This is a genomic window from Rhodoferax sp. P1_F3, assembly GCF_056405715.1.
This window is the reverse complement of sequence record NZ_JBFUBO010000011.1, coordinates 86066-107799: the sequence shown is the minus strand read 5'-3', so window position 1 is coordinate 107799 and position 21734 is coordinate 86066. Positions and strand designations below refer to the sequence as shown.

Annotated in this window: 20 protein-coding genes; 14 read left to right on the top strand and 6 right to left on the bottom strand. The window is 63.6% G+C overall.

The window, feature by feature from the left end; genetic code table 11:
- Positions 1 to 25 precede the first annotated feature (25 nt).
- Genes AC1DZ5_RS17480 through AC1DZ5_RS17470 form a run of 3 tightly spaced genes read left to right on the top strand, consistent with a single transcriptional unit; the run spans position 26 to position 3090 of the window.
- Positions 26 to 844 (top strand): ABC transporter ATP-binding protein, encoded by an 819-nt coding sequence (locus AC1DZ5_RS17480; protein ID WP_477891419.1) that lies wholly within the window; start codon positions 26 to 28, stop codon positions 842 to 844.
- Between the two features lie 22 nt (positions 845 to 866).
- Positions 867 to 1664 (top strand): ABC transporter permease, encoded by a 798-nt coding sequence (locus AC1DZ5_RS17475; RefSeq protein ID WP_477891347.1) that lies wholly within the window; start codon positions 867 to 869, stop codon positions 1662 to 1664.
- Positions 1665 to 1677: 13 nt separating this feature from the next.
- Positions 1678 to 3090, top strand: coding sequence for an amidohydrolase family protein (locus tag AC1DZ5_RS17470; protein ID WP_477891345.1), 1413 nt, complete (start codon positions 1678 to 1680; stop codon positions 3088 to 3090).
- Between the two features lie 150 nt (positions 3091 to 3240).
- On the opposite strand, the gene AC1DZ5_RS17465 is transcribed toward AC1DZ5_RS17470, so the two are convergent.
- Positions 3241 to 3405, bottom strand: a complete 165-nt coding sequence (locus AC1DZ5_RS17465) for a hypothetical protein (protein ID WP_477891343.1) — start codon at positions 3403 to 3405, stop codon at positions 3241 to 3243.
- Between the two features lie 153 nt (positions 3406 to 3558).
- Between AC1DZ5_RS17465 and AC1DZ5_RS17460 the strand changes: the two genes are divergently transcribed.
- A complete protein-coding gene (locus AC1DZ5_RS17460; protein ID WP_477891341.1) occupies positions 3559 to 4476 on the top strand; it encodes a pyridoxal-phosphate dependent enzyme in 918 nt (305 codons plus the stop codon).
- Between the two features lie 13 nt (positions 4477 to 4489).
- Here AC1DZ5_RS17460 and AC1DZ5_RS17455 read toward each other — a convergent pair whose 3' ends face one another.
- A complete protein-coding gene (locus AC1DZ5_RS17455; protein ID WP_477891339.1) occupies positions 4490 to 4951 on the bottom strand; it encodes a glycine zipper 2TM domain-containing protein in 462 nt (153 codons plus the stop codon).
- Between the two features lie 191 nt (positions 4952 to 5142).
- Between AC1DZ5_RS17455 and AC1DZ5_RS17450 the strand changes: the two genes are divergently transcribed.
- The gene (locus AC1DZ5_RS17450) at positions 5143 to 5445 is read left to right on the top strand and encodes a nucleotidyltransferase family protein (protein ID WP_477891337.1); all 303 of its coding nucleotides are present in this window, start codon (positions 5143 to 5145) and stop codon (positions 5443 to 5445) included.
- The gene (locus tag AC1DZ5_RS17445; RefSeq protein ID WP_477891335.1) at positions 5435 to 5779 is read left to right on the top strand and encodes a HepT-like ribonuclease domain-containing protein; all 345 of its coding nucleotides are present in this window, start codon (positions 5435 to 5437) and stop codon (positions 5777 to 5779) included. The genes AC1DZ5_RS17450 and AC1DZ5_RS17445 overlap by 11 nt, the downstream gene beginning before the upstream one ends.
- 28 nt (positions 5780 to 5807) lie before the next feature.
- Here the strand turns inward: AC1DZ5_RS17445 and AC1DZ5_RS17440 are convergent, their stop codons facing one another.
- A complete protein-coding gene (locus AC1DZ5_RS17440) occupies positions 5808 to 6089 on the bottom strand; it encodes a DUF427 domain-containing protein (protein ID WP_477891333.1) in 282 nt (93 codons plus the stop codon).
- Positions 6090 to 6207: 118 nt separating this feature from the next.
- On the opposite strand from AC1DZ5_RS17440, the gene osmF reads away from it, so the two are divergent.
- The 7 genes from osmF (at position 6208) to AC1DZ5_RS17405 (ending at position 11062) form a co-directional block, all read left to right on the top strand.
- Positions 6208 to 7137 carry a glycine betaine ABC transporter substrate-binding protein OsmF gene (gene osmF / locus AC1DZ5_RS17435; RefSeq protein WP_477891331.1) on the top strand — a complete coding sequence of 310 codons (930 nt, stop codon included), beginning with the start codon at positions 6208 to 6210 and terminating at the stop codon, positions 7135 to 7137.
- A gap of 14 nt (positions 7138 to 7151) precedes the next feature.
- Positions 7152 to 8327, top strand: coding sequence for an ABC transporter permease (locus AC1DZ5_RS17430; protein WP_477891329.1), 1176 nt, complete (start codon positions 7152 to 7154; stop codon positions 8325 to 8327).
- Complete coding sequence (locus AC1DZ5_RS17425) at positions 8324 to 9280, top strand: ABC transporter ATP-binding protein (protein ID WP_477891327.1); 957 nt, start codon at positions 8324 to 8326, stop codon at positions 9278 to 9280. Before AC1DZ5_RS17430 ends, AC1DZ5_RS17425 begins: the two co-directional genes overlap by 4 nt.
- Entirely contained in the window at positions 9273 to 10019 is a 747-nt protein-coding gene (locus AC1DZ5_RS17420) for an ABC transporter permease (protein WP_477891325.1), read from the top strand. The genes AC1DZ5_RS17425 and AC1DZ5_RS17420 overlap by 8 nt, the downstream gene beginning before the upstream one ends.
- 21 nt (positions 10020 to 10040) lie before the next feature.
- Positions 10041 to 10418 (top strand): hypothetical protein, encoded by a 378-nt coding sequence (locus AC1DZ5_RS17415; RefSeq protein ID WP_477891323.1) that lies wholly within the window; start codon positions 10041 to 10043, stop codon positions 10416 to 10418.
- 138 nt (positions 10419 to 10556) lie between these two features.
- Positions 10557 to 10787, top strand: coding sequence for a ParD-like family protein (locus AC1DZ5_RS17410; RefSeq protein ID WP_477891321.1), 231 nt, complete (start codon positions 10557 to 10559; stop codon positions 10785 to 10787).
- Complete coding sequence (locus AC1DZ5_RS17405) at positions 10784 to 11062, top strand: type II toxin-antitoxin system RelE/ParE family toxin (protein ID WP_477891319.1); 279 nt, start codon at positions 10784 to 10786, stop codon at positions 11060 to 11062. The genes AC1DZ5_RS17410 and AC1DZ5_RS17405 overlap by 4 nt, the downstream gene beginning before the upstream one ends.
- Before the next feature lie 202 nt (positions 11063 to 11264).
- Here AC1DZ5_RS17405 and AC1DZ5_RS17400 read toward each other — a convergent pair.
- A protein-coding gene (locus tag AC1DZ5_RS17400; protein ID WP_477891317.1) for an IS3 family transposase occupies positions 11265 to 12460 on the bottom strand; the annotation gives its coding sequence in 2 pieces (ribosomal slippage) (positions 11265 to 12205 and positions 12205 to 12460; 1197 coding nt in all).
- A gap of 229 nt (positions 12461 to 12689) precedes the next feature.
- Here AC1DZ5_RS17400 and AC1DZ5_RS17395 point away from each other — a divergent pair.
- Complete coding sequence (locus AC1DZ5_RS17395; RefSeq protein ID WP_477891315.1) at positions 12690 to 12884, top strand: hypothetical protein; 195 nt, start codon at positions 12690 to 12692, stop codon at positions 12882 to 12884.
- Positions 12885 to 13056: 172 nt separating this feature from the next.
- On the opposite strand, the gene clpB is transcribed toward AC1DZ5_RS17395, so the two are convergent.
- Together clpB and AC1DZ5_RS17385 are read right to left on the bottom strand one after the other, a co-directional pair.
- Positions 13057 to 15657, bottom strand: a complete 2601-nt coding sequence (gene clpB / locus AC1DZ5_RS17390; protein WP_477891313.1) for an ATP-dependent chaperone ClpB — start codon at positions 15655 to 15657, stop codon at positions 13057 to 13059.
- Between the two features lie 136 nt (positions 15658 to 15793).
- Complete coding sequence (locus tag AC1DZ5_RS17385) at positions 15794 to 21727, bottom strand: alkaline phosphatase D family protein (RefSeq protein ID WP_477891311.1); 5934 nt, start codon at positions 21725 to 21727, stop codon at positions 15794 to 15796.
- Between the last annotated feature and the right edge of the window lie 7 nt (positions 21728 to 21734).

The window sequence follows — 21734 nt, the reverse complement described above, 5'->3', positions numbered from 1 at the left end:
CATGAAAACCAGCACGGACACGGCCATGGCCGACGAAGACGCCCCGGCCCCGCAAATGCCGGATGCCCCCGACGCGCAGACCGTGCTGCACGCCAACAAGGTGGAGAAAACCTATGGCAACGGCACCCACGCACTGGCCCGCATGAGTCTGCGCATCCAGCGTGGCGACTTTGTCTCGCTGCTCGGCCCCTCGGGCTGCGGCAAGAGCACGCTGCTCAAGATGTTTGCCGGGTTGGAGGAGCCCAGCCACGGCCACATCCGCTGGGCGGGGGCCGACCAACCATCCAAGTCCGGGCTGAAGTCGGCCATGGTGTTCCAGGAGGCCACGCTCATGCCATTGGCCACCGTGGCCGCCAACGTGCGCCTGCCGCTGGACCTGCAAAAGGTGCCACGGCCTGAGGCTGACGCCCGCGTGGCCGAGGCCCTGGCCCAGGTCGGCTTGGGCGCCTTTGGCCACGTGTACCCGCGCGAGCTGTCGGGCGGTATGCAGATGCGCGCCTCCATTGCGCGCGCCTTGGTCACCAAGCCCGACGTGCTGCTGATGGACGAGCCATTCGGCGCGCTGGACGAGTTCACCCGCAACAAGCTCGACACCGACTTGCGGGCGTTGTGGCAGGCCACGGGCCTGACGGTGGTGTTTGTCACCCACAGCATTTACGAGGCGGTGTTCCTCTCCAGCCGCGTGGTGATGATGGCGGCGCGCCCCGGCCGCATCGTGGCCGATGTGCCGCTGGAAGAGCCTGACAGGTCGGAGGCCTACCGCCTCTCGCCCCCGTTTGCCGAGCATTGCCGCGAGCTGTCCGCCATGCTGATGGCCGCCAGCGACCGGGCCGAACTGCATTGAGTTGCACTAAGGAATACACACCATGCAAACCTCATTCCTCAAACAAACCAACACCCTCAAATGGCTGGCCCCGCTAGTGGTGGGCGCCGCCTTCCTGCTGCTATGGCAAGGCATCTGCACCGCCTGGCAGGTGCCGGTCTACCTGGTGCCCAAACCCACAGACATTGCGCAGACGCTATTAACGGACGGCCCCTCGCTGCTCATGGCGCTGGGCACCACGCTCAAGATCACCGTGCTGGCCTTTGTGCTGGCCACGGTGCTGGGCGTCATTGCCGCGTTTCTGTTTGTGCAGAGCCGCCTCATGGAGGCCAGCCTCTTCCCCTACGCCATCCTGTTGCAGGTGACGCCCGTGGTGGCGGTGGCGCCGCTCATCATCATCTGGGTCAAGCAGCCCACGCTGGCGCTGGTGATCTGCGCCACGCTGGTCACGCTGTTTCCCATCATCTCCAACACCGTGCTGGGCCTGCGCAGCGTGAACCCCGGGTTGGTGAACCTGTTCAAGCTCAACCGCGCCAGCCGCTGGCAAACGCTGGTGCGCCTGCGCATTCCCAGCGCGCTGCCCTTCTTCTTTGGGGGCCTGCGCATCTCCAGCGGGCTGGCGCTGATTGGCGCCGTGGTCGCCGAGTTTGTGGCTGGCACGGGCGGCACCGGCGCGGGCCTGGCCTACGAGATTTTGCAGGCCGGTTTCCAGATCAACATCCCGCGCCTGTTTGCCGCGCTGGCCCTCATCTCGCTCACCGGCATCGCCCTGTTTGTCAGCATGGACTGGCTCTCCAAAAAAGCCCTGGGCCACTGGCATGACAGCGCGCAGGGCGCATAACAAAAAAACATCTATGACCTCTACCCTCATCCGCAACGCCGCCGCCATCGTCAACGGCCAGCGCGGCGCAGCCTCTCGCACCGCCGGGCCCGACATCCGCATCCGCGGCAACCTGATCGAAGCCATCGGCCAGCTCACGCCCGAGCCCGGCGAGCGCGTGATGGACGCCACCGACTGCGTGGTCTACCCCGCCTGGGTCAACACCCACCACCACCTGTTCCAGTCGCTCATCAAGGGCGACGCGCATGGGCTGGACCTGCCGCTCACCGCCTGGCTAGCCGCCACGCCCTACCGCTTTCGCGCCGCGTTTGACGAAGGCCTGTTCCGCACCGCCGTGCGCATTGGCCTGCTGGAGCTGGCGCTCTCAGGATGCGCCACCGTTGCCGACCACAACTACCTGTACTACCCCGGTATGCCGTTTGACAGCTCAGCCATACTGTTTGAAGAAGCCGAACGCATGGGCCTGCGCATGGTGCTGTGCCGCGGTGGTGCCACCAAGGTACGCCAGCTGGAGGCCGAATTACCCCAGGCCCTGCGCCCCGAATCACTAGACACCTTCTTAGGCGACGTGCAGCGCCTCACCAAGCTTTACCACGACGCATCCCCCAACGCCATGCGCCGCGTGGTGATGGCGCCCACCACACCGCCCTACTCCATGGCCCCGGCCGAACTGGTGGAGTGCGCCCGCACTGCGCGCAGTCTGGGCATTCGCCTGCACTCGCATTTGTCCGAAACCGTGGCCTACCAAGACTCCGTGCACAGCATGCACGGCATGAGCCCAGTGCGCTTTGTGGCCGAGCACGAATGGCTGGGCAGCGATGTGTGGTTTGCGCATTTGGTGAAGCTGGACGCTGAAGAGATTGCCCTCTTGGGCAGCACCGGCACTGGCATCGCCCACTGCCCGCAAAGCAACGGCCGCCTGGGCAGCGGAATCGCCCCCATCCTGGCGCTGCAGGCCGCAGGCGTGCCCATCTCCATGGGCGTGGACGGCGCAGCATCGAACGAAGCCGCCGACATGATCTCCGAAGTGCACGCCGCCTGGCTCATGCAGCGCGCGGCAGCGGGTGACCGCTGCCAGCCTATCTACCGCGGCGGCCATGGCGAAGGCGAAAGCACAGCAGTGACTGCGGACGACGTGGTGGCCTGGGGCACATCCGGCGGCGCCAAGGTGCTGGGCCTGGACGCCATCGGCACGTTAGCCCCCGGCATGGCTGCCGACATCGCCCTCTACGCGCTGGACGACCCGCGCTACTTTGGCCTGCACGACTTGGCGGTGGGGCCGGTGGCCAGCGGCGGGCGGCCTACGCTCAAGGGGCTATGGGTGAATGGGCAGCAGGTTGTCGAGAACGATGTGCTGCGGGGGGTGGATGTGGGGGAGCTGCGGAGTGAGGCACGGGTGGCGGTGCGGAGGTTGATGACGGTTTGACGGTTGTTACTGTCATTCAATGCCCGTCTTGCCTCGTCGACGAATGCCTTTGTTTCAATGCTCCAACATTGAGTCAGGCGTTAAGCGAACGTGAAAAGGGCCTGCAATGCAGGCCCTAGTGGTAATATTTAAAAGTTACCGCGTCTTGGTCTATCTTCTGATGCTGGGTTGATGAATTTTCATTTCCTTGCCTCCTTCCTGATTTGCCCTCCACAGGGACTTGGTGACACCTAGAAAACCCCTTTCGTTGGCGCGACTGGGGTTTTCGCCTTTGAGCTGACGAATGACTTTATTGACGGATGCCATGGTTTTCATTCAACTGCTGTATTTCATTGTATGTAGTTCGGACCGTATTCAATAAACAACAGTCAAGCCTCGAAGCTGTTTTTTGCAGCCTTGCAATCGTCGGCTACATACAAGGTGTATGGCATAAATTTCCGTCCCAATCCGCTTCTTCGACATCAATTCATGCCCCTCCATATAGAAACCCCTCTCCTAGAATCCCGCGCCCTCAGCCTCGCCGCACAGCGCACCGTCTGGCTCAAGATGGAGGCGCTGCAGCCGCCAGGCAGCTTCAAAATTCGTGGCATTGGCCATGCCTGCCAGATCCATGCGCAGCGCGGGGCCAAGCGTTTTGTGTCGTCGTCTGGTGGCAACGCGGGCATGGCGGTGGCGTATGCGGGGCGCGTGCTGAACATCCCCGTCACCGTGGTAGTGCCGCAGACCACCACGGCGCGGGCGCAAGAGCTGCTGCGGCTGGAGGGCGCGGACGTGATCGTGCACGGCGCGTCGTGGCAAGAGGCGAATGAGTTGGCCCTCTCCATGGTGGGACCAGACGATGCATTTTTGCACCCGTTTGACGACCCGCTGCTGTGGGCCGGCCACGCCAGCATGATCGACGAAGTGGCCCGCGCGAGCGTGGTGCCCGATGCAGTGGTGCTGTCGGTGGGTGGTGGTGGCCTGATGTCCGGCGTGGCCGAGGGCATGGCGCGCAATGGCTGGGGGCAGGTGCCCATCATTGCGGTGGAGACGGATGGTGCTGCGTCGCTACACGCGGCCATGCAGGCCGGGCACACGGTAGCACTGGACGCCATCACCAGCATTGCTGGCTCGCTAGGCGCCAAGCGCGTGTGCGAACAGGCTTTCCAGTGGACACAAAAGCGCCCGGTACAAAGTGTGTTGGTGTCAGACGCGAGTGCGCTGGATGCGTGCGAGAGATTCTTGACCGACCACCGCGTGCTGGTGGAACCGGCCTGCGGCGCCAGCCTGGCGCTAGCCTATGAAGCCAACACGGCGCTGGCGCCCTACCGCAACGTGCTGTTCATCGTGTGCGGTGGTGCCACCGCCACGGTGGCGCAAATCCGCCAGTGGCGGCAGGCCGCCTAGCGGAGCCGGAGGTTCAAGGGGCGGCGTTCTTCTTGGCAATTTCATTGCCAACGTAGCCACCGCCCACGGCGCCTGCGATGGTGGCAAGGGTCTTGCCATCGCCACTGCCAATCTGGCTACCCAGCGCACCGCCAACTAGAGCACCCACACCGATACCGACTACGCTGTTTTTCTGGGCCGGAGCAGCAGCGGGTTGCGCTGGGGCACCAGAATTGGTGGCCACCTGCGTGGAAGTTTTTTGGGTAGTGGGCTTCTGGCCTACCGCTTTATGCAGCGAAGCTGGTGCAGGAGACGCTGACACATCTGCCGGAGCAGTGACGGCAACATCCGCCTTCGCATTGGAGTTGGGAAGAATTCCCGTAATGGCAGCGGCGCCCAGCAGGCTCACCAAAACCACGGAGCCCGCAGCAACCGCAATCAATGGATGCAGACGCCACACGCGAGGTTGATTGGCAGGGATGGGGTACGAGTTCATAGTATGTCCTTACGTGGTGACTTGATAAACCACGTCGTCAGTTTGGCTGACGCACGCGGTGGAAACCAGAGGACGAAATCTCGATTTTGTGTAGGAGTCCGCCTACAAGGACAACACCGCCGGCTTGGCGGCAGTTTGAAAAGCCCGCTGTCCAAGGCACAATGTCATCCAGTCTTTTCCACTCAAGTCCTATGCATCCCGCCCTTCACTTTGATGAGCAAGCCCTCAAGCTGTTCTGTGAATCCCACCGGATTCGCAGCTTGGCCCTGTTTGGCTCACAAGCCAAAGGAACAGCGCGGGCCGACAGCGATGTAGATATGTTGGTTGACTTTGAGCCCGACGGCGTGCCTGGCTTACTGGGTATGGCAGCATTGGAAGATGAACTTTCGGCCTTGGTGGGTGGGCGTAAAGTAGATTTACGCACGCCGCGTGATTTATCGCGTCACTTCAGGGACGAAGTGGTGCGTACCGCCCAAGTGCAATATGCGCGCTGAAGATCGCATCCGATTGCTACACATGGCAGAGGCCGCTCAGGCCGCTTTGAAGTTTGTCGATGGCAAGCAGCAGGCAGACCTGCAGACGGACCAAATGTTGCTGTTCGCAGTGGTCCGGGCCATTGAAATCTTGGGCGAGGCCGCCAACAAGGTCTCCGAGGACGTTCAGTCCGCCAACAGTTCCATTCCGTGGCGCGCCATTGTCGGCATGCGCAATCGCTTGGTGCATGCCTACTTTGACGTGGACACCGAAATGGTCTGGAAGACGCTTCAAAGCGAAATTCCAGGACTGCTCGGCGCTCTGCAAGCACTACTCTCAGCCGATCAAGGCTAGCGGCTCGGGCGCATTGCAAGTTCGTTATCTAGGCCGTGACCTGCACACCCTTCCAGAAGGCCACCCGGTCCCGCACCATCTCGGCCTCGGGTTTGGGGTCGGCGTAGTACCAGACGGCGTCGGTGTTGATCTCGCCATTGATCAGTAACGAGTAGTAACTGGCCTGGCCCTTCCAGGCGCAGCTGGTCTTGTGGTTGCTGAACTGCACGTAGTCGCGGTTCAGGGTGTTGGCGGGAAAGTAGTGGTTGCCCTCCACCAGTACGGTGTCGTCGCTTTCGGCGATCACGGTGCCGTTCCAAATAGCTTTCATGGGGCCTCCTGTCAATCAAGAATATATAGCTCCATTGCACCACACGCGGGGCGACCCGGGGGCTTTCGAGGGCAATGGGTTTCGCTTATCCTGAGCCCCACTCTGAAAGGAACATCCCATGGCAAAACCTCTGCATTTTTTGCGTCGCACGGTTCTCATTGCGGCCACCGGCCTGCTGACCCTGGGGGTTGCGCAGGCACAGACCGCCGTGCGCGTGGGCTCCAAGATCGACACCGAAGGCAAGCTGCTGGGCAACATCGTGGTGCTGGCGCTGGAGGCCAATGGCATCAAGACCGAAAACAAGGTCTCGCTGGGCAATACCAAGGTGGTGCGCACCGCGCTGCTGGCCGGCGAGATTGACCTGTACCCCGAATACACCGGCAACGGCGCCTTCATGCTGGGCGATGAGAGCAACAAGGCCTGGAAAGACCTGCGCGCGGGCTACGAGCTGGCCAAGAAGATGGACATGGAGAAAAACCATCTCGTCTGGCTGGAACCCGCCAACGCCAACAACACCTGGGCCATTGCCGTGCGCAAGGACATCGCCACGGCCAACAAGCTGCGCACACTGGATGACATGGGCAAATACATTGCGGGCGGCGGCGCCTTCAAGCTGGCGGCCTCGGCCGAATTCATGGAGCGTGCAGACGCCATGCCGGCCTTCCAGGCGGCCTACGGTTTCAAGCTGCGCGCGGACCAGGCGCTGGTGCTGGCGGGTGGCGATACCTCCGCCACCATCAAGGCCGCGGCCGAGAAAACATCGGGCGTGAATGCCGCCATGGCCTACGGCACCGATGGCCCTGTGGCTGCGCTGGGCCTGGTGGTGATGGAAGACCCCAAGGGCGTGCAACCGGTGTACGCCCCCGCACCGGTGGTGCGTGAGGAGGTGCTGAAACGCACGCCTGCCATTGCCACGGTGCTGGCGCCCATCTTCAAATCGCTGGACGGCCCCACGCTGCAGACGCTGAATGCGCGCATCCAGATTGAAGGCCAGGACGCCCGCAAAGTGGCGGCCGACTACTTGCGTAGCAAGGGCTTCACCAAATAAGCACCCTGCCTGCCATGGGCCAGCCGCCGCACGCGCCGTCGCGCAACCCGGTGCTGGCGGTGTGCCTGGCGCTGGGCGTGGGCGCCGCGTGGGCCCTGCCCTTTGTGCGTGTGGCGCCCAACCGGCTGCTCTCGGGCGAGCCGGTGTTTCTGGCGCAACTGCTAGGCACTCCGGCCTGGCTGGCTGTCGCGTTGGCAGTTGCCGCGCTGGTCTTGGCGGTGCTGCGGCCCCAAGGCCGCATCACGCAAGGTTTTGTGGCCACGGGCATGGCTCTGCTACTGGCGCTGCTGTGGGCCCTGGCGGCCCACCATGCCACGGCCGTGGCGCACACCGAATCCCCGCTGGCCCGCACCGCGCTGGGCGCCGGCTTCTGGAGCCTGATGGCGCTGGCCTGGCTGGCCTGCCTCGATGCCGTGGGTCGACTGCAGCTGCGCACCCTGCCTCGTCTGGCCGTGCTGGCGCTGACCACCCTGCCCCTGCTGGCGCTACTGGCCATGGGTTGGGGGCAAGACCTGTCCATCCTCAAGGAATACGCCAACCGCAGCGATGTGTTTGGCGCGGCCGTGCTGCGGCATTTGCAAATCGTAGTGCTGGCCGTTCTGCCCGCAGTGCTGCTGGGCCTGCCACTGGCCTGGGCCATGGCGCGGGCGCAGCGGCTGCGGCAGGCGCTGTTCCCCGTGCTCAATGTCATTCAGACCCTGCCATCCATCGCGTTGTTTGGCCTGCTGATGGCGCCGCTGGCCTGGCTGGCGGCCACCTATCCGCTGCTGGGGCGTGCCGGCATCAGCGGTGTGGGCCTGGCTCCAGCGGTGCTGGCGCTGATTCTGTATTCGCTGCTGCCCATCGTGCGCTCGGCCCTGGCCGGGCTGGAGCAGGTGCCGGTGGCGGTGACTACCTCGGCCCGCGCCATGGGCCTGGGTGCCTGGCAGGTGCTTTGGCAGGTAGAGCTGCCGCTGGCGCTGCCGGTGCTGCTGGTGGGCCTGCGCACGGCGGTGGTGCAGACCATTGGCTTGGCCGCCGTCACCGCACTGGTGGGCGCGGGCGGGCTGGGCGCCATGATGTTTGACGGCCTGTTCAGCGCTGCCAACGAACTGGTGATGCTGGGCGTGCTGCCCATTGTGCTGATGGCCGTGCTGGCCGATGCCCTGTTCAAGGCGCTGGCTGCGCTGCTGGAAAGACCCGTTTCATGATCACGTTTGACAACACCAGCAAGTCCTATGGCGACACCTCTGCCATAGCAGGCCTGAACCTGAACATTGCGCGCGGCGAGCTGGTGGTGCTGATAGGCCCTTCTGGCTCGGGCAAGTCCACCGCGCTGAAGATGATCAACCGCATGGTGGACCACGACGGTGGCCGCATCCTGCTGGATGGCCAAGAGATCTACAGCTTCAACGTGCGCGACCTGCGCCGCCGCATGGGCTACGCCATCCAGTCGGTGGGCCTGTTCCCGCACTGGACGGTGGAGCGCAACATTGCCACCGTGCCGCAGTTGCTGGGCTGGAGCGCAGAGCGCATCGAGGCGCGCGTGACCGAGCTGTTGACCCTGTTTGCCATGGAGCCCGCACAGTACCGCACACGCGTGCCGCACCAGCTGTCGGGCGGGCAGCAGCAGCGGGTGGGCGTGGCCCGTGCGCTGGCCGCCGACCCCGATGTGCTGCTGATGGACGAGCCCTTTGGCGCGCTGGACCCGGTGACGCGCGCCGCGCTGCAGCTGGAACTCAAGCGCGTGCACCAGGCGTCGGGAAAAACCATTGTGCTGGTCACCCACGACATTGACGAAGCCCTGCTGCTGGCCACGCGCATCGTGCTGCTGCGCGAGGGGCGGATCGTCCAGGTGGGTACGCCGCTGGAGTTGCTGTCTGCACCAGCGGATGACTTTGTGGCGGACTTTCTGGGCCGTGCGGACCGCGGGCTCAAGCTGCTGTCGCTGCGGCCCATAGCTCCCCTGGTAACGCCGCTGGTAGTGCCCGGTTCAACCAGCGCGCCGGTCGAAGCCAGCATTGCCCACACGGCCACCGTGCGCGAAGCCATTTCCAGCATGGCGGTGCATGCGGTGTCCGCCCTGCGCGTAGTGGATGACGCTGGCCACACGTTGGGCCAGGTCACCGCCGCAGACCTGCTGGCCCCCGCACCCCATGGCTAAGATCCTGCGCGCCGCACTCTGGCACGACCGGCTGGTCTGGGTCCTGGCCCTGCTGCTGGCGCTAGCGTATGGGCTGCCGCACACCCAGCCGGTGTTTGCCGCCTGGTTCCCCGCGCTGGAGCGGCCCGTGTATCTGCAAGAGCCGCTGGCCGAGCTGGTGTGGCAGCACCTGGGCCTGGTGCTGGTGTCCAGCGCAGTGTCAGTACTGGTAGGCACGGTGGCGGGCCTGGGCGCCACGCGCACGGGTGGCAAGGCGTTTCGCCCCTTGCTGGAAACCATTGCCGCCATGGGCCAGACGTTTCCACCCGTCGCCGTGCTGGCTGTGGCGGTGCCGGTGGTGGGTTTTGGTGAATTGCCGGCGCTGCTGGCGCTGTCCCTCTTCGGGCTGCTGCCCGTGCTGCAGGCCACCATGGCCGGTCTGGAGGCCGTGCCCCAGCCGGTACAAGAATCAGCCCGCGCGCTTGGCCTGGGGCCGTGGCAGCTGCTGTGGCAGGTGCAGGTGCCGCTGGCCCTGCCGCTGTGGGTGGCCGGCGTGCGCACCTCGGTCATCATCAACATCGGCACCGCGGCCATCGCCTCCACAGTAGGTGCCAAGACGCTGGGCTCGCCCATCATCGTGGGCCTCTCGGGCTTCAACACCGCCTACGTGCTGCAAGGCGCCGTGCTGGTCGGCCTGCTGGCCGTGGCGGCCGACATGGCGTTTGAACGGCTGGCGCGCGGGGTGCAGTGGGATGCCTGAGCCCAGCGGTTAGCATGCGCCATGATTGAAATTGTTCTGGAATTTTTGGGCGAATTTCTGCTGCAGGTCATCGGCGAAGCACTGCTGGAGTTGGGATTCCATGCGCTGGCCGAACCATTTCGCAAGACACCCAATCCGTGGATGGCAGCGCTGGGCTATGTATGCTTCGGTGCGCTCCTGGGTGGCCTGAGTTTGCTGCCGTTTCCTACCAACCTGGTTGCGCCGCAATGGCGCGTACTCAACTTGCTGCTCACCCCAGTAGCAGTCGGCGCAACCATGGCACTGATGGGCGCATGGCGTGCACGCCGCGGCCAAACCGTGCAGCGGATCGACCGGTTTGCCTACGGTTATTTGTTTGCCCTGGCGCTGGCGTTGGTACGGTTTCTTTACGCCAACTGAGCGGGCGCACAAGTGCAATCGCTACCAATTCAATAGCTGCTCGCGCATATTCCACGGGGGCTAGAGGCCCGTTTTACATCTAAAACCATGGGCACTACAATTTAGCTACTTTTGTAGTAAATCAACCAAGGAGCCGCCATGGGCATGCCCGTTCGCATCGACGACACCCTGTACGACCAAGCCCGAGCGCAAGCCCAGGCCGAGCGGCGCACCATTGCCGGCCAGATCGAGTTCTGGGCCATCGTGGGCCGCACCGCACTCGACAACCCCGACCTCCCCATCGACTTTGTGCGCGACCTGATCGTCGCGCGCGCCGAAGGCCCTGCTCTGGCCAGCGAGTTTGTGCCCGAAGGCAGCCGCAGCGCATGAGCGCCACCGTGCGGATACTGCAGAGCGCCTCGTTCAAACGCGGCTACAAGCGTCTGCACAGCAACCAGAAAGCGGATGTAGACGACGCCGTAGCCGCCATCGTGCGCGACCCGACGTTAGGTGAAGCCAAGAAGGGCGATTTGGCAGGTGTGTTTGTCTACAAGTTCAGCTGTGTAGGCCAGCTCACGTTGATGGCGTATGAATACGACCCCGGCACGCGGATGCTGTTGTTGCTGGGTTCGCATGAGAATTTTTATCGCGAGCTCAAGCGCTAGCGAGATCAAAAACTGATTGATACGCCATCTGACAAGCGAAATGAGTAAAAAACACGACGATCAGCTAGCGCTTGCGCATCTTGCCCTCATCGACATGGAGAGGACTCAGCAATCCATTGAGTATCTGCAGGACACGGATGACATGTACCTAAAACAGGCTCTCTGAACCTGCCCCTGTTTGACGTACCGCTTAGCCATTCCCTTATGCGGCCTTCAATAGCTGTGCCGCGTGCCAGCGTTCTTCAAATTGCATGGGGCTGACATAGCCCAGCGTGGAGTGCAATCGGCTGTGGTTGTAGAACGTCAGCCAGTCAATCACTTCATCCATGGCCTGGCGTCGGGTTGCAAATCTTTGCCCGTATAGCCTGCCCACTTTCAATCGACCCCATAGGCTCTCCGTGGGTGCGTTGTCCCAGCAGTTGCCTTTGCGGCTCATCGAACTTTTCATCTTGTAGCCCGCCAGTGTGCTCTGAAACTCATGTCCGCAATATTGGCTTCCTCGGTCCGAGTGGAAGATCAACCCCGGCGCTGGGTGGCGTCTGAACCATGCCATCTTCAGAGCATCCGTCACAAGACTGCTTTGCATGTGCGCCTGCATACTCCAGCCCACCACCTGGCGGCTGAACAGGTCAACAACAGCAGCCAAGTACAGCCAACCCTCATCGGTGGCGATATACGTGATATCACCCGTCCAGACCTGATTGGGAGCCGTCATGGTGAAGTTACGTTGCACCAGATCAGGGGCAATGGGCAGATGGTGCTTGCTGTCCGTGGTGACGACAAACTTGCGTTTGCACCTGGCACGGATGCCATGCAGTTGCATGAGCCGACGTACCCGCTCCTTGCCCACGCGGTGACCTCGTGCTACCAGCTCCTTCCACATTTTTGGCCAACCGTATTCCGCTTTGACTTGGGCATGGATGGCGCGAATGTGGGTCAACAAAGCTTCGTCGCTCATGCGCCGACAGGTGCCAGGCTTGCTGGGTTTGTCCAGACATCTACGCTGCCCGTGTTCAAAGTAGCCGCTGGCACTGACGCCCAGTACATCGCAGGCCAGGGTGATGGGCCAGTGGGCTTTGTTGCTGGTTATCCAGGCGTACTTCACAGAGATTCCCGCGCGAAGTACGCCGTAGCTTTTTTTAGGATGTCGCGCTCCATCTTCACCCGTGCCAGTTCGGCCCTCAGTCGGGCCAATTCCATTTGCTCAGGGTTCACAGTTTTATCGCCTGCTCCCTTGAGTTCTCCCTTGGCGCCCAGCCTGACCCAGTTCTCCAAGCTTGCTTTGGGGATGCCCAGTATCTTGGCGGTGACGGACGATGCCTGTCCACCCTTGACCAGCCTGACGGCCTCCAGCTTGAATTCCAGCGTGTACTTGGCTCGTCGTTTCGTTTCACTCATTTCGTTCTCCTTGAACTGATTTTTAACCATCAGCTAAGCAGTACGTTTTTCGGGGGCAAGGTCACTCTTCAGAGATGCCGTCGTTTGTTACGCAAAACCATTTCTGACCAGTAAATACAGTGACGGTACAGATGGATTGCGCATCAGCTCCAATCTTGTGCCGAAGGAGCTAAAAGTACTTCACACGGAAATAGTGAACCTGAGACACCAACTCGTAGCTCACACTGATATGGTTCTGCTTAGTCCAAAAGTGGAGAAGTACCAAGACGAGACAGGCAGCAGCAGCTTTTCAGTGACCGTTTCTGAGTACGAGACCATCCATAAGGAACATTTGATTGCACCTTTAGTGAAACTGGCGGAAACGATTTATGCAGGCTTGCTTCGCCGTCGCTCTGACCAAACAAAGCATGACTTCAAAAGTTGAATGTGTCCAAGACACCAGATATGCGGGCCTGAAACTACTTCAGTTTAACTGTTAGTCGGATCATTCAACATCATCAAAACAATCAATACGCTATACATTTTATAGCTGCTCGCGCATATTTCACGGTGGCTAGAGGCCTAAATAGCATCTAACCCCGCCGCACAACACCCCCTTAGCGGAAGCTAAATTCGCCTGGCGCCTGGATCGGGTCCACGCCCACGCTGATGGTGGCCTTGGGCGCGAACTTGCCTTCCAGCAGCAGCTTGGACAGCGGGTTCTCGATGCGCTGCTGGATGGCACGCTTCAGGGGCCGCGCGCCAAACACCGGGTCGAAGCCCACCTTGGCCAGCTCGGCCACGGCCGCATCGCTCACGTTCAGCGTCAGGTCCATCTTGGCCAGGCGGCCCATCAGCGTAGCCAACTGGATCTTGGCGATGGACGCAATGTTGGCGGCGTCCAGCGAATGGAAGACCACGGTCTCGTCAATGCGGTTCAGGAACTCGGGGCGGAAGTGATTCTTCAGCTCGCCGGTCACGGCCTCTTTCACGTCCTCATAGTCCTGCCCCACCATGCTCTGGATGAGCTGGCTGCCGATGTTGCTGGTCATCACGATCACGGTGTTCTTGAAGTCCACGGTGCGGCCCTGGCCATCGGTCAAGCGGCCATCGTCCAGCACCTGCAACAGCACGTTGAACACGTCGGGGTGGGCCTTCTCGATCTCGTCCAGCAGCAGCACGCTGTAGGGCTTGCGGCGCACGGCTTCGGTCAGGTAGCCGCCCTCCTCGTAGCCCACATAACCCGGGGGGGCGCCAATCAGGCGGGCCACCGAATGCTTCTCCATGAATTCGCTCATGTCGACGCGAACCAGGTGCTCTTCGCTGTCGAACATGAAACCCGCCAGCGCCTTGCACAGCTCGGTCTTGCCCACGCCCGTGGGGCCCAGGAACAGGAAGGAGCCCGTGGGGCGGTTGGGGTCACTCAGACCCGAGCGTGAGCGGCGGATGGCATTGGCCACGGCGGCAATGGCTTCGTCCTGCCCGACCACGCGGTCGTGCAGCTTGCCTTCCATTTGCAGCAGCTTGTCGCGCTCGCCCTGCAGCATCTTGCTGACGGGGATGCCGGTGGCGCGGCTCACCACCTCAGCAATTTCTTCGGCGCCCACCATGGTGCGCAGCAGCTGGGTGCGGCCACCATGTTTGGCGTCTTTGGTCTTGTCAGACTCTTGAGCCTGTGCGTCTTTCAGACGCTTCTCCAGCTCGGGCAGCTTGCCGTATTGCAGCTCGCCGGCCTTATTGAAGTCGCCCTTGTCGGTCAGCTCCTTGATCTGGAAGCGCACCTTCTCCACCTCTTGCATGAGGGTCTTGGAGCCCTGGGCCTGAGCCTTCTCGGCCTTCCACAGCTCGTCCAGATCAGCAATCTCTTTTTGCAGTGCGGTGATTTCACCGTTGATCAGCTCCAGGCGCTTTTGCGAGGCTTCGTCTTTCTCGCGCTTCACGGCTTCGCGCTCGATCTGGAGCTGGATCAGGCGGCGGTCTTTCTTGTCCATGACCTCGGGCTTGGAATCCAGCTCGATCTTGATTTTGCTGGCGGCTTCATCGATCAGGTCGATGGCCTTGTCGGGTAGGAAGCGGTCGGTGATGTAGCGGTGGCTCAGCTCGGCCGCGGCCACGATGGCGGGGTCGGTGATCTGCACGCCGTGGTGGGTCTCATAGCGCTCTTTCAGGCCGCGCAGGATGGCGATGGTGGCTTCTACCGTGGGCTCGCCCACCAGAATTTTCTGGAAACGACGCTCCAGTGCGGCGTCCTTCTCGATGTACTTGCGGTATTCGTCCAGCGTGGTGGCGCCCACGCAGTGCAGCTCGCCACGGGCCAGCGCGGGCTTGAGCATGTTGCCAGCATCCATGGCGCCCTCGCCCTTGCCAGCGCCCACCATTGTGTGCAGCTCGTCGATGAAGACGATGGTCTGGCCCTCGTCCTTGGCCAGGTCTTTCAGCACGTTCTTCAGGCGCTCTTCAAACTCGCCGCGGAACTTGGCACCGGCCAAAAGCGCGGCCATGTCCAGGCTCAGCACACGCTTGCCCTTGAGGGAATCGGGCACGGCGCCGTCCACGATGCGCTGGGCCAGGCCTTCCACAATGGCGGTCTTGCCCACCCCGGGTTCGCCAATCAGCACGGGGTTGTTTTTGGTGCGGCGCTGCAGCACCTGGATGGCGCGGCGGATTTCATCGTCGCGGCCAATCACCGGGTCCAGCTTGCCCAGGCGGGCGCGCTCGGTCAGGTCGATGCAGTATTTTTTGAGCGACTCGCGCTGCTCCTCAGCATCGGCGCTGTCCACATTCTGGCCGCCGCGCACGGCGTCGATGGCGGCTTCCAGGCTCTTGCGGGTCAGGCCGTTGGCGCGGGCCAGGTTGCCGGCATCGCCCTTGTGGTCGGCCAGTGCCAGCAAAAACAGTTCGCCCGCGACGAACTGGTCGCCACGTTTGATGGATTCTTTTTCTGCGGCTTGCAGCAGGCTCACCATGTCGCGGCCCACGGTTACCTGTTCGTGACCTTGCACTTGCGGCAGGCGCTTGATGGCAGCTTCGGCCGAGGCCAGCAAGCCCGCCACATTGACACCGGCACGGTTCATCAACGCCTTGGGGCCATCGTCCACACGGATCATGGCCGCCAGCACGTGCACCGGCTCGATGTAGGCGTTGTCGTTGGTCAAGGCCAGCGTCTGGGCTTCGCCCAGGGCTTCCTGGAATTTGGTGGTGAGTTTTTCGATTCGCATTGCTGCTCCCGCGACTGTTATTTCAGATGCTTCACAGCTTGGGGGCTTCCGGCCCCATTTCAAGTGCGCCAGCGCACAGTAGCCCCCAAGCGGTGCCTGCCATTGCCCTCATGTTGACCCAGATCAACCCCGGGCGCTAGGCCATCTCCCAGACCTCGCTGACATGGTCCGGCACCGCGGCGTCCATGCGCAAGGTGGTGAAGCGTGCCGTCAACCGGTAGCCCCCTGCCCCCTGGCGCTGCACTTCGCAGGCCAGCCAGCCGTCGCCATTCCAGGCATGGGCGTGGATATCGGCCTGGCCGCCAGAGAGCGGCACCACTTCATGGGGGATCACGTCAGCGGGCGACACATTGGCAAACCGCAGCGGTGCATGCAGCGGTGGCGTGACCAGGGCATAGGCCTTGACCGGGCTGTGGCTGAACGCAATGGTGGCCGTGGCGCTGCAGTGGTAATCACCCGAGAGAAACACCACATTGCTGATCTTGTGCTGTGCGATGAAGTCCAGCACCCGGCGGCGTTCGGGCTCCACCAGCTGCCAGTTGTCGCTGTCGCGCGGCGACGGCCTGCCCGAAGCCTGCACCAGCCCCGGCGCCAACACTGAGCCTGTGGCAATGAACTTGGGGTGCGCGCCGCGCGCCTGCTCTGCCAGCAACCAGTCCTCCAGCAGCTGCCACTGTCCCTCTTCCAGAATGCGGCGCTGCCCCTGGGGGCCCAGCGCCCGGTCGCGGTGGATACGGGTGTTGAGCGACAGGAAGGCGGCCACTTCGTGCGTCAGCGCACCGTCGTGCCCCTGTGGGCCCAGCGGCTCGGGCCCGTGGGCGCGCTGAAAAGCGGCAAACGCGCTCAGCGCGTTGCGCGACAACACCGCCCGCGCTGTGCTGAGCTGGGGTTCGTCTCGGCTCCAGTTGTCGCCTATTTCATGGTCGTCCATCGCCATGTACAACGGCAGGCTGCGCGCCAACTGGCGGAAGCCCAGCGAGCCAAAGGCCTCACGGTAGCGCGGCAGCAGCATCTCGATGGGGGATGCGCTGGACGCCAACCCGGCACGGGCATCGGCGTAAATCTGATCGCCCAGCATCCACATGAATGAAGCCGGCTCGGCGCGCTGCTGCAGGGCCAGAGCCTGCAGCGTATGGTCACTGCGCGCGGCCTCCAGCTCGGTGATGCCGGGGTGGCGGCAGGTGGACGCGACAAAGCGCAGCGTTGCGCCCGGCACCAAGGTGCTACCGCGCAGGCGCAGCACGCACTCGCCCATCCAGCGCAGGCTGCGGCGCTGGCGTGACAGCGTGCCCGGCTGCGCCTTGAGCGCAATGGCGCGTTGCTCGCTCACCAGATGCGCCAGGGGGCGCAGCAACAGCACGGCATCGTGCACGGTCAAATCCAACGGCCGCGGCTTGATGCAGGCCTGCGCGCCCTTCCCCAGCAGTAGGCTGGGCCGTGGCTCCGCGCGCTGCATGCCGCTGGTCCGCGGTGCAGGGGAAGGTCCGTCCGCCGTGGGTACCGGGCTGCGCCCGCCGTTTTGCACCACCTCGTCCACCGTCACCGGGTCACCCCAGCTCTCTGGCCAGTGGTGTGCCACGGCATCGTCGGCGCCCACGGGGGCATCGGCCGCAATACTGTGAAGGCTGACCATGGCCACGGTGATGGGGCCCACCCAATTCGCAGGGACAGCTATGTCGGCCACTGCATAGACGATGCTTTGATCAGGCACCGCACCCGCGCTCACGCCTACCAATCCTTCTAACGGGCTGCTATGCAAGTCCCAGGCTTGCACCACACGCTGGCGGCCCACCGACAGCAGTGTCATGGCAGCCACGGCGGTGTCGGCCTGGCTGTTGTCTACCTCCATCCATACGCGCACCAGGGTCTGGTCGCCCTCGCGGCGCACCCAGCCGGCAAGGGGACCGGTGCGCGGCAGGCGTGCGCGCAAGCGGTTTTGGGTGGCGGGCGCAGGCAGCTCGGCGGCCTGGGCGTTGTTGAAAAACTCCACTACATCACCAAAGATCACCTCAGGCGCGCGCTTGCCGATGGTGCAGTCAAAGTGCGCGTGGTCCGGTGCCACCAGAAAGCGGTCCAGTTGGGTGGCCAGGCGCTCAGCACCAAAGGCGCGGCTGAACTGCCGCTTGGTTTCTTCCAGCGATTCCTTGTCGAACAGCACGTTGTCGGCCCCGTGCAGCAGCATCACCGGCATGCCCAGGTAGCGGCGCACGTTTTCATCGGTCACATAAATGTTCTGGCCATCGGCATCGACCAGGTGCTCGTACTCCACGCACTTGGCGCCGTGCAAAAACACACCCAGGTTGGTACGACCAAAGTACAGGTCCAGCTTCTCATGCGTACCGGGGCGGCCCGGCTGGCTCTCAATGAGCTGGTCGTGGCGGAACAGACGGCTCAAAAAACCCGCCATGCGTTTGCACGAGGTGCTGTCGGGGTGCGGCACGCGCAGGTCATGCTCACCCGGGCAGCGCTCGTGCTCGTCGTAGGAAAAGCTGGCAAAGAAGCGGTCCATCAACGCATGCAGGCCGTCGGCCTGGGCCGTGCCCGCAGCGAACTCGACAAACTCCAGCCCCAGCGCATTGACCATGAGCGAGGCCACCTGCAGCCGCATCTGCGCCGTGACCGAACCGATCACATAGGGCTGGAACTGCGAGAACAGCACTGCGGCCACCTTGGGCAAACCACCAGGGTGGGTCAGGTGCCCACCTAACAGAGACATGGCGGTGGACGCCGAGCCCACACAGTGGCTGAACACGCTGACCTGGCCGGGCAGCAGGGGCTCGTCCTTGCGCTCCTCTTGCAGCGTCTTCAGCACATGGTTGACAGCGGCGGGAATGTCACAGGCACCAATGTCGTCCATGCTGGACAGCCGCGTGGACGCATGCAGAAACGGGCTGACACGGTATTCCATGAGCCAGACATCCCAGCCCTGGGCATAGAGCATGGCGGCCAGGGCGCGCTCGCCCAGTTCTTCGGCCACAAAGGGCAAGGTGTTTTGCGCAAAGCCGTTGAGCAGCACGATGGACTTGAAGCGGCGCAGCCCCTGGACGGTGACGCTGGATTCCACCTGCGGCTGGGCGTAGCGCACCAGTCCCACGCGAATCCAGTCGGTGCTGTCCTTGGGCGGCGCACCGTCGGGCGGCAACTGCGTGCTGGCACGCAGGGGCACGGTCAGGCACACGGGCGCCTGGGGCAGCACCACCTGGCCGCCTGCCAAGCGGATGGGCGGATACAGGTCGGCAGAAAGTTCGAAATGCCCATCGTCCGGGCCCGCCAACGGGTCCTTGGCGGGCAGGTCGGGTTTGTAGTCCGGCAGCCGAAAATCCAGCATGCGGCAGCTGACCACATAGCGCAGCACCATGAGCGGGTAGCTGATGAACGCAGCCAGTGCATTCACGGTGTCCGGGCCAGGTTTCATCTGGGGGGCAATGCGCCGCACCATCTCAGGAATGTCCATGCACAGGCGGCCGCTTGCCAGCTCGGCACCATCACTGGCCTGCAGCAGGCGCACGTCCAGCTGGGTGAGTTGGTCCCACACACTGCGCCGCTGCGGGGCGGGCCAGCCACCATGGCGCAGCGTGCGTACACACCACTGCCGCAGCTCGCCCCAGCCCAGTGCGGGCTGGATGAACTTGGACCCCACCAGGCGATAGCGCAGCTGACCATCGCTGGGATCTCGCAACTCCAGCCGGTAGTCAAACACGCGGGCGGCACTGGCGTTCCAGAGCATCATGGCGCCGTCGTGCAACGTGGTCCACCAGCCGGGGCCGGGGCGCTCCAGCTTGGGGTCTTTGGGGTGTGCCGCGTCGGGTATCCAGCGGGCGATGGCATAGGTCAGCCCTGCGCGGATAGCCCGGCTGACGCGTGCGCCCAGCCACTCTTGCGCCTGCGCAAACATCTGCACCTGCCCCCCTGTGACCTGCAGCACCAAGGGCGGCCCGTCCGTCCGGTCCACCACCACACGTGAAGCGGTCAGGCGCTTGGCAGTCGGTGTGCCGGGCACGGCCTGCAGCGTGTGCGTGGGGTCTTGCCAGAGCTGGGTCCAGTCCTGCACATCCATTTCCAGAAACAGCGCCGCGGGCACGCTCTCGGCACCACCCTGCGGTTGCAGCCAAGTGGGCAGTGGCGCACCCGCCGTGGGAACGAAAGCTCCCCGCAACACCTCGGCCATCACCGCGCCATGCGGTGCATCCGGCACGGCATGCACGGTTTGCTGGCGAGGTGGATGCGTTGGAAGTACATGGTGCTTCAGATCTGCCACCGGAGGTACCAGCAGCAAGCGGCAGGCGCGCTCGGCCAGCGCAGTGATGGTAAGCAAGGGGTTCACGCCCAGCGAAGTGGGGATCACCGAGCCATCCATCACCAGCAGGCCGGTGTGCACCCGGCCATCGGGCAGGAAGACCTGGCCCAGGTGGTTGACCACGCCCTCTGCGGCCGAGCCCGCCATGCGGCAGCCGCCTAGCGGGTGCACGGTGATCCAGCTGGTGTCAGTCTTGGGGCCGCTGAGCACACTGGCAATCTTGTCCGGCAGCACACCGGTAGCGGGGTTGGGCAAGAATTCCGCGCCCGCGCCTTCCACACTGCTGGCACGGCTGCGGTGCAGCAGCGGCGCAGGGTCTTGGGCGTCTTTGCCCCAGGACCACTGCACGCGCGCATGCGCAGTCGCCAGCTCTGCGCGCCCCGCAGAAGAATCGTGGCCCATGCCCAACATCACCAGGCTGCGCGCCGTCGCATCGGCCCGCACGGTGAGCGGGTCTTGCCCGGCCTTGCCACGCAGGCCAAAGCGCGCCAGCTGGGGCAGGATGCCCAGGGTGGCCAGCGCCTGGCCCACGACGGGCGACAACATGCCCGGAATGCCACCATCCTCGGTCACTGTGCTTTGGGTGTGGTCCAGGTGGTCATGGAAGCGGATCACACCGCTGATGGTCGGGCCCACCTTCTCTGCCAGGGCGGGGCCGCTGCCCTGCCCTACGGCATTGGCGGTGTCTTTCAGGTCGTAGGCCGCACTCAGGTCATCGCCATTGGCCGAAATACCGCGGCCCAGCCAGGTCTTGGCCACAGCCAGTCCCTGGATTTCAGAGCGCAGCAGAATCTCGCTGGAACCAAATGTGCCGGCGCTGAGCACCACGGTGCCCGTGCGCACCACAAATTCGTAGCGATCGTTCAGTGCGCCACCGGGAGCATCAAATGACGCCTCCCAGGCCGCACGTTCGGTGGTGCGTATGCAGTGCACCACCCAGTCGCGCCCGGGGTGGGCCACATCGGGGCTGTGCAGCACATGCAGCACGCTCACGCCGGTGAACATGCGCGCGCCCAGCTTGGCGGCGCGTGGCAGGTAGGTCTTGTTCAAACTAAGCTTGGCATCGTGGTTGCAGCCCGAGCAGCAGTCGCCGCAACCCACGCAGGCATCACGCGGGCCCAGGTCCGGCGGCGTGTCCTTGCGGAATTCGATGACCAGGGGCACGTCTTCGGTGATGACCGACAGGCGCGCATTGGCAAAGCGCTTGGCTGCAGCCTGGCCAATGTCCTGCAGGCGCTGGTACTTCAGGGTTTGCTGCGGCACGCAGGCGGGCGAGGCCTTTTGCGCATCAGGCGACTGCACCTCCAGCACCTGCGCAGCCAGTGCGTAGTCCGCATCCAGCGGCGCATCGCGCAGGGCCGCAGGCCAAGCGGCCTGCTGGAACACGCGCGCATCGGGGCGCAGTGCCACGGCCGCGTTGATCAAGCTGCCGCCACCCAGCCCATTGCCCACCAGCGCGGTGGCACGGGTGCCTACGCGAAAGTCAAACAGCGCGTCTTCATAGCCAATGGCGGCGGGGCCTTTTTGGCGCTCCAGGTCGCCCCCCACCTCGGCACGGACAAAGCCGCCGAACTGGCCAAAGTCGGTAGGGAATTCTCCCGCCACATACTCTGCGCCGCGCTCCAGCACGGCCACGCCCTGGCCACGCTCGGCAAACCGCAACGCGGCCACCGAACCGCCATAGCCCGACCCCACCACCAGCACGTCGGGGGCATAGCCCTCATCCGTGCAGGACGCGATCAATTGCTCAACACCGTGTGACAGCCAGTGCATAGCCCGT

Coding starts and splice junctions, on each gene's coding strand:
- AC1DZ5_RS17430 (WP_477891329.1), top strand. CDS start 7,152: ATGGGCCAGCCGCCGCACGCGCCGTCGCGCAACCCGGTGCTGGCGGTG.
- AC1DZ5_RS17410 (WP_477891321.1), top strand. CDS start 10,557: ATGGGCATGCCCGTTCGCATCGACGACACCCTGTACGACCAAGCCCGA.
- AC1DZ5_RS17445 (WP_477891335.1), top strand. CDS start 5,435: ATGCGCGCTGAAGATCGCATCCGATTGCTACACATGGCAGAGGCCGCT.
- AC1DZ5_RS17450 (WP_477891337.1), top strand. CDS start 5,143: ATGCATCCCGCCCTTCACTTTGATGAGCAAGCCCTCAAGCTGTTCTGT.
- AC1DZ5_RS17460 (WP_477891341.1), top strand. CDS start 3,559: ATGCCCCTCCATATAGAAACCCCTCTCCTAGAATCCCGCGCCCTCAGC.
- AC1DZ5_RS17440 (WP_477891333.1), bottom strand. CDS start 6,089: ATGAAAGCTATTTGGAACGGCACCGTGATCGCCGAAAGCGACGACACC.
- AC1DZ5_RS17420 (WP_477891325.1), top strand. CDS start 9,273: ATGGCTAAGATCCTGCGCGCCGCACTCTGGCACGACCGGCTGGTCTGG.
- AC1DZ5_RS17480 (WP_477891419.1), top strand. CDS start 26: ATGGCCGACGAAGACGCCCCGGCCCCGCAAATGCCGGATGCCCCCGAC.
- AC1DZ5_RS17425 (WP_477891327.1), top strand. CDS start 8,324: ATGATCACGTTTGACAACACCAGCAAGTCCTATGGCGACACCTCTGCC.
- AC1DZ5_RS17455 (WP_477891339.1), bottom strand. CDS start 4,951: ATGAACTCGTACCCCATCCCTGCCAATCAACCTCGCGTGTGGCGTCTG.
- AC1DZ5_RS17465 (WP_477891343.1), bottom strand. CDS start 3,405: ATGAAAACCATGGCATCCGTCAATAAAGTCATTCGTCAGCTCAAAGGC.
- AC1DZ5_RS17385 (WP_477891311.1), bottom strand. CDS start 21,727: ATGCACTGGCTGTCACACGGTGTTGAGCAATTGATCGCGTCCTGCACG.
- clpB (WP_477891313.1), bottom strand. CDS start 15,657: ATGCGAATCGAAAAACTCACCACCAAATTCCAGGAAGCCCTGGGCGAA.
- AC1DZ5_RS17470 (WP_477891345.1), top strand. CDS start 1,678: ATGACCTCTACCCTCATCCGCAACGCCGCCGCCATCGTCAACGGCCAG.
- osmF (WP_477891331.1), top strand. CDS start 6,208: ATGGCAAAACCTCTGCATTTTTTGCGTCGCACGGTTCTCATTGCGGCC.
- AC1DZ5_RS17475 (WP_477891347.1), top strand. CDS start 867: ATGCAAACCTCATTCCTCAAACAAACCAACACCCTCAAATGGCTGGCC.
- AC1DZ5_RS17395 (WP_477891315.1), top strand. CDS start 12,690: ATGGTTCTGCTTAGTCCAAAAGTGGAGAAGTACCAAGACGAGACAGGC.
- AC1DZ5_RS17405 (WP_477891319.1), top strand. CDS start 10,784: ATGAGCGCCACCGTGCGGATACTGCAGAGCGCCTCGTTCAAACGCGGC.
- AC1DZ5_RS17415 (WP_477891323.1), top strand. CDS start 10,041: ATGATTGAAATTGTTCTGGAATTTTTGGGCGAATTTCTGCTGCAGGTC.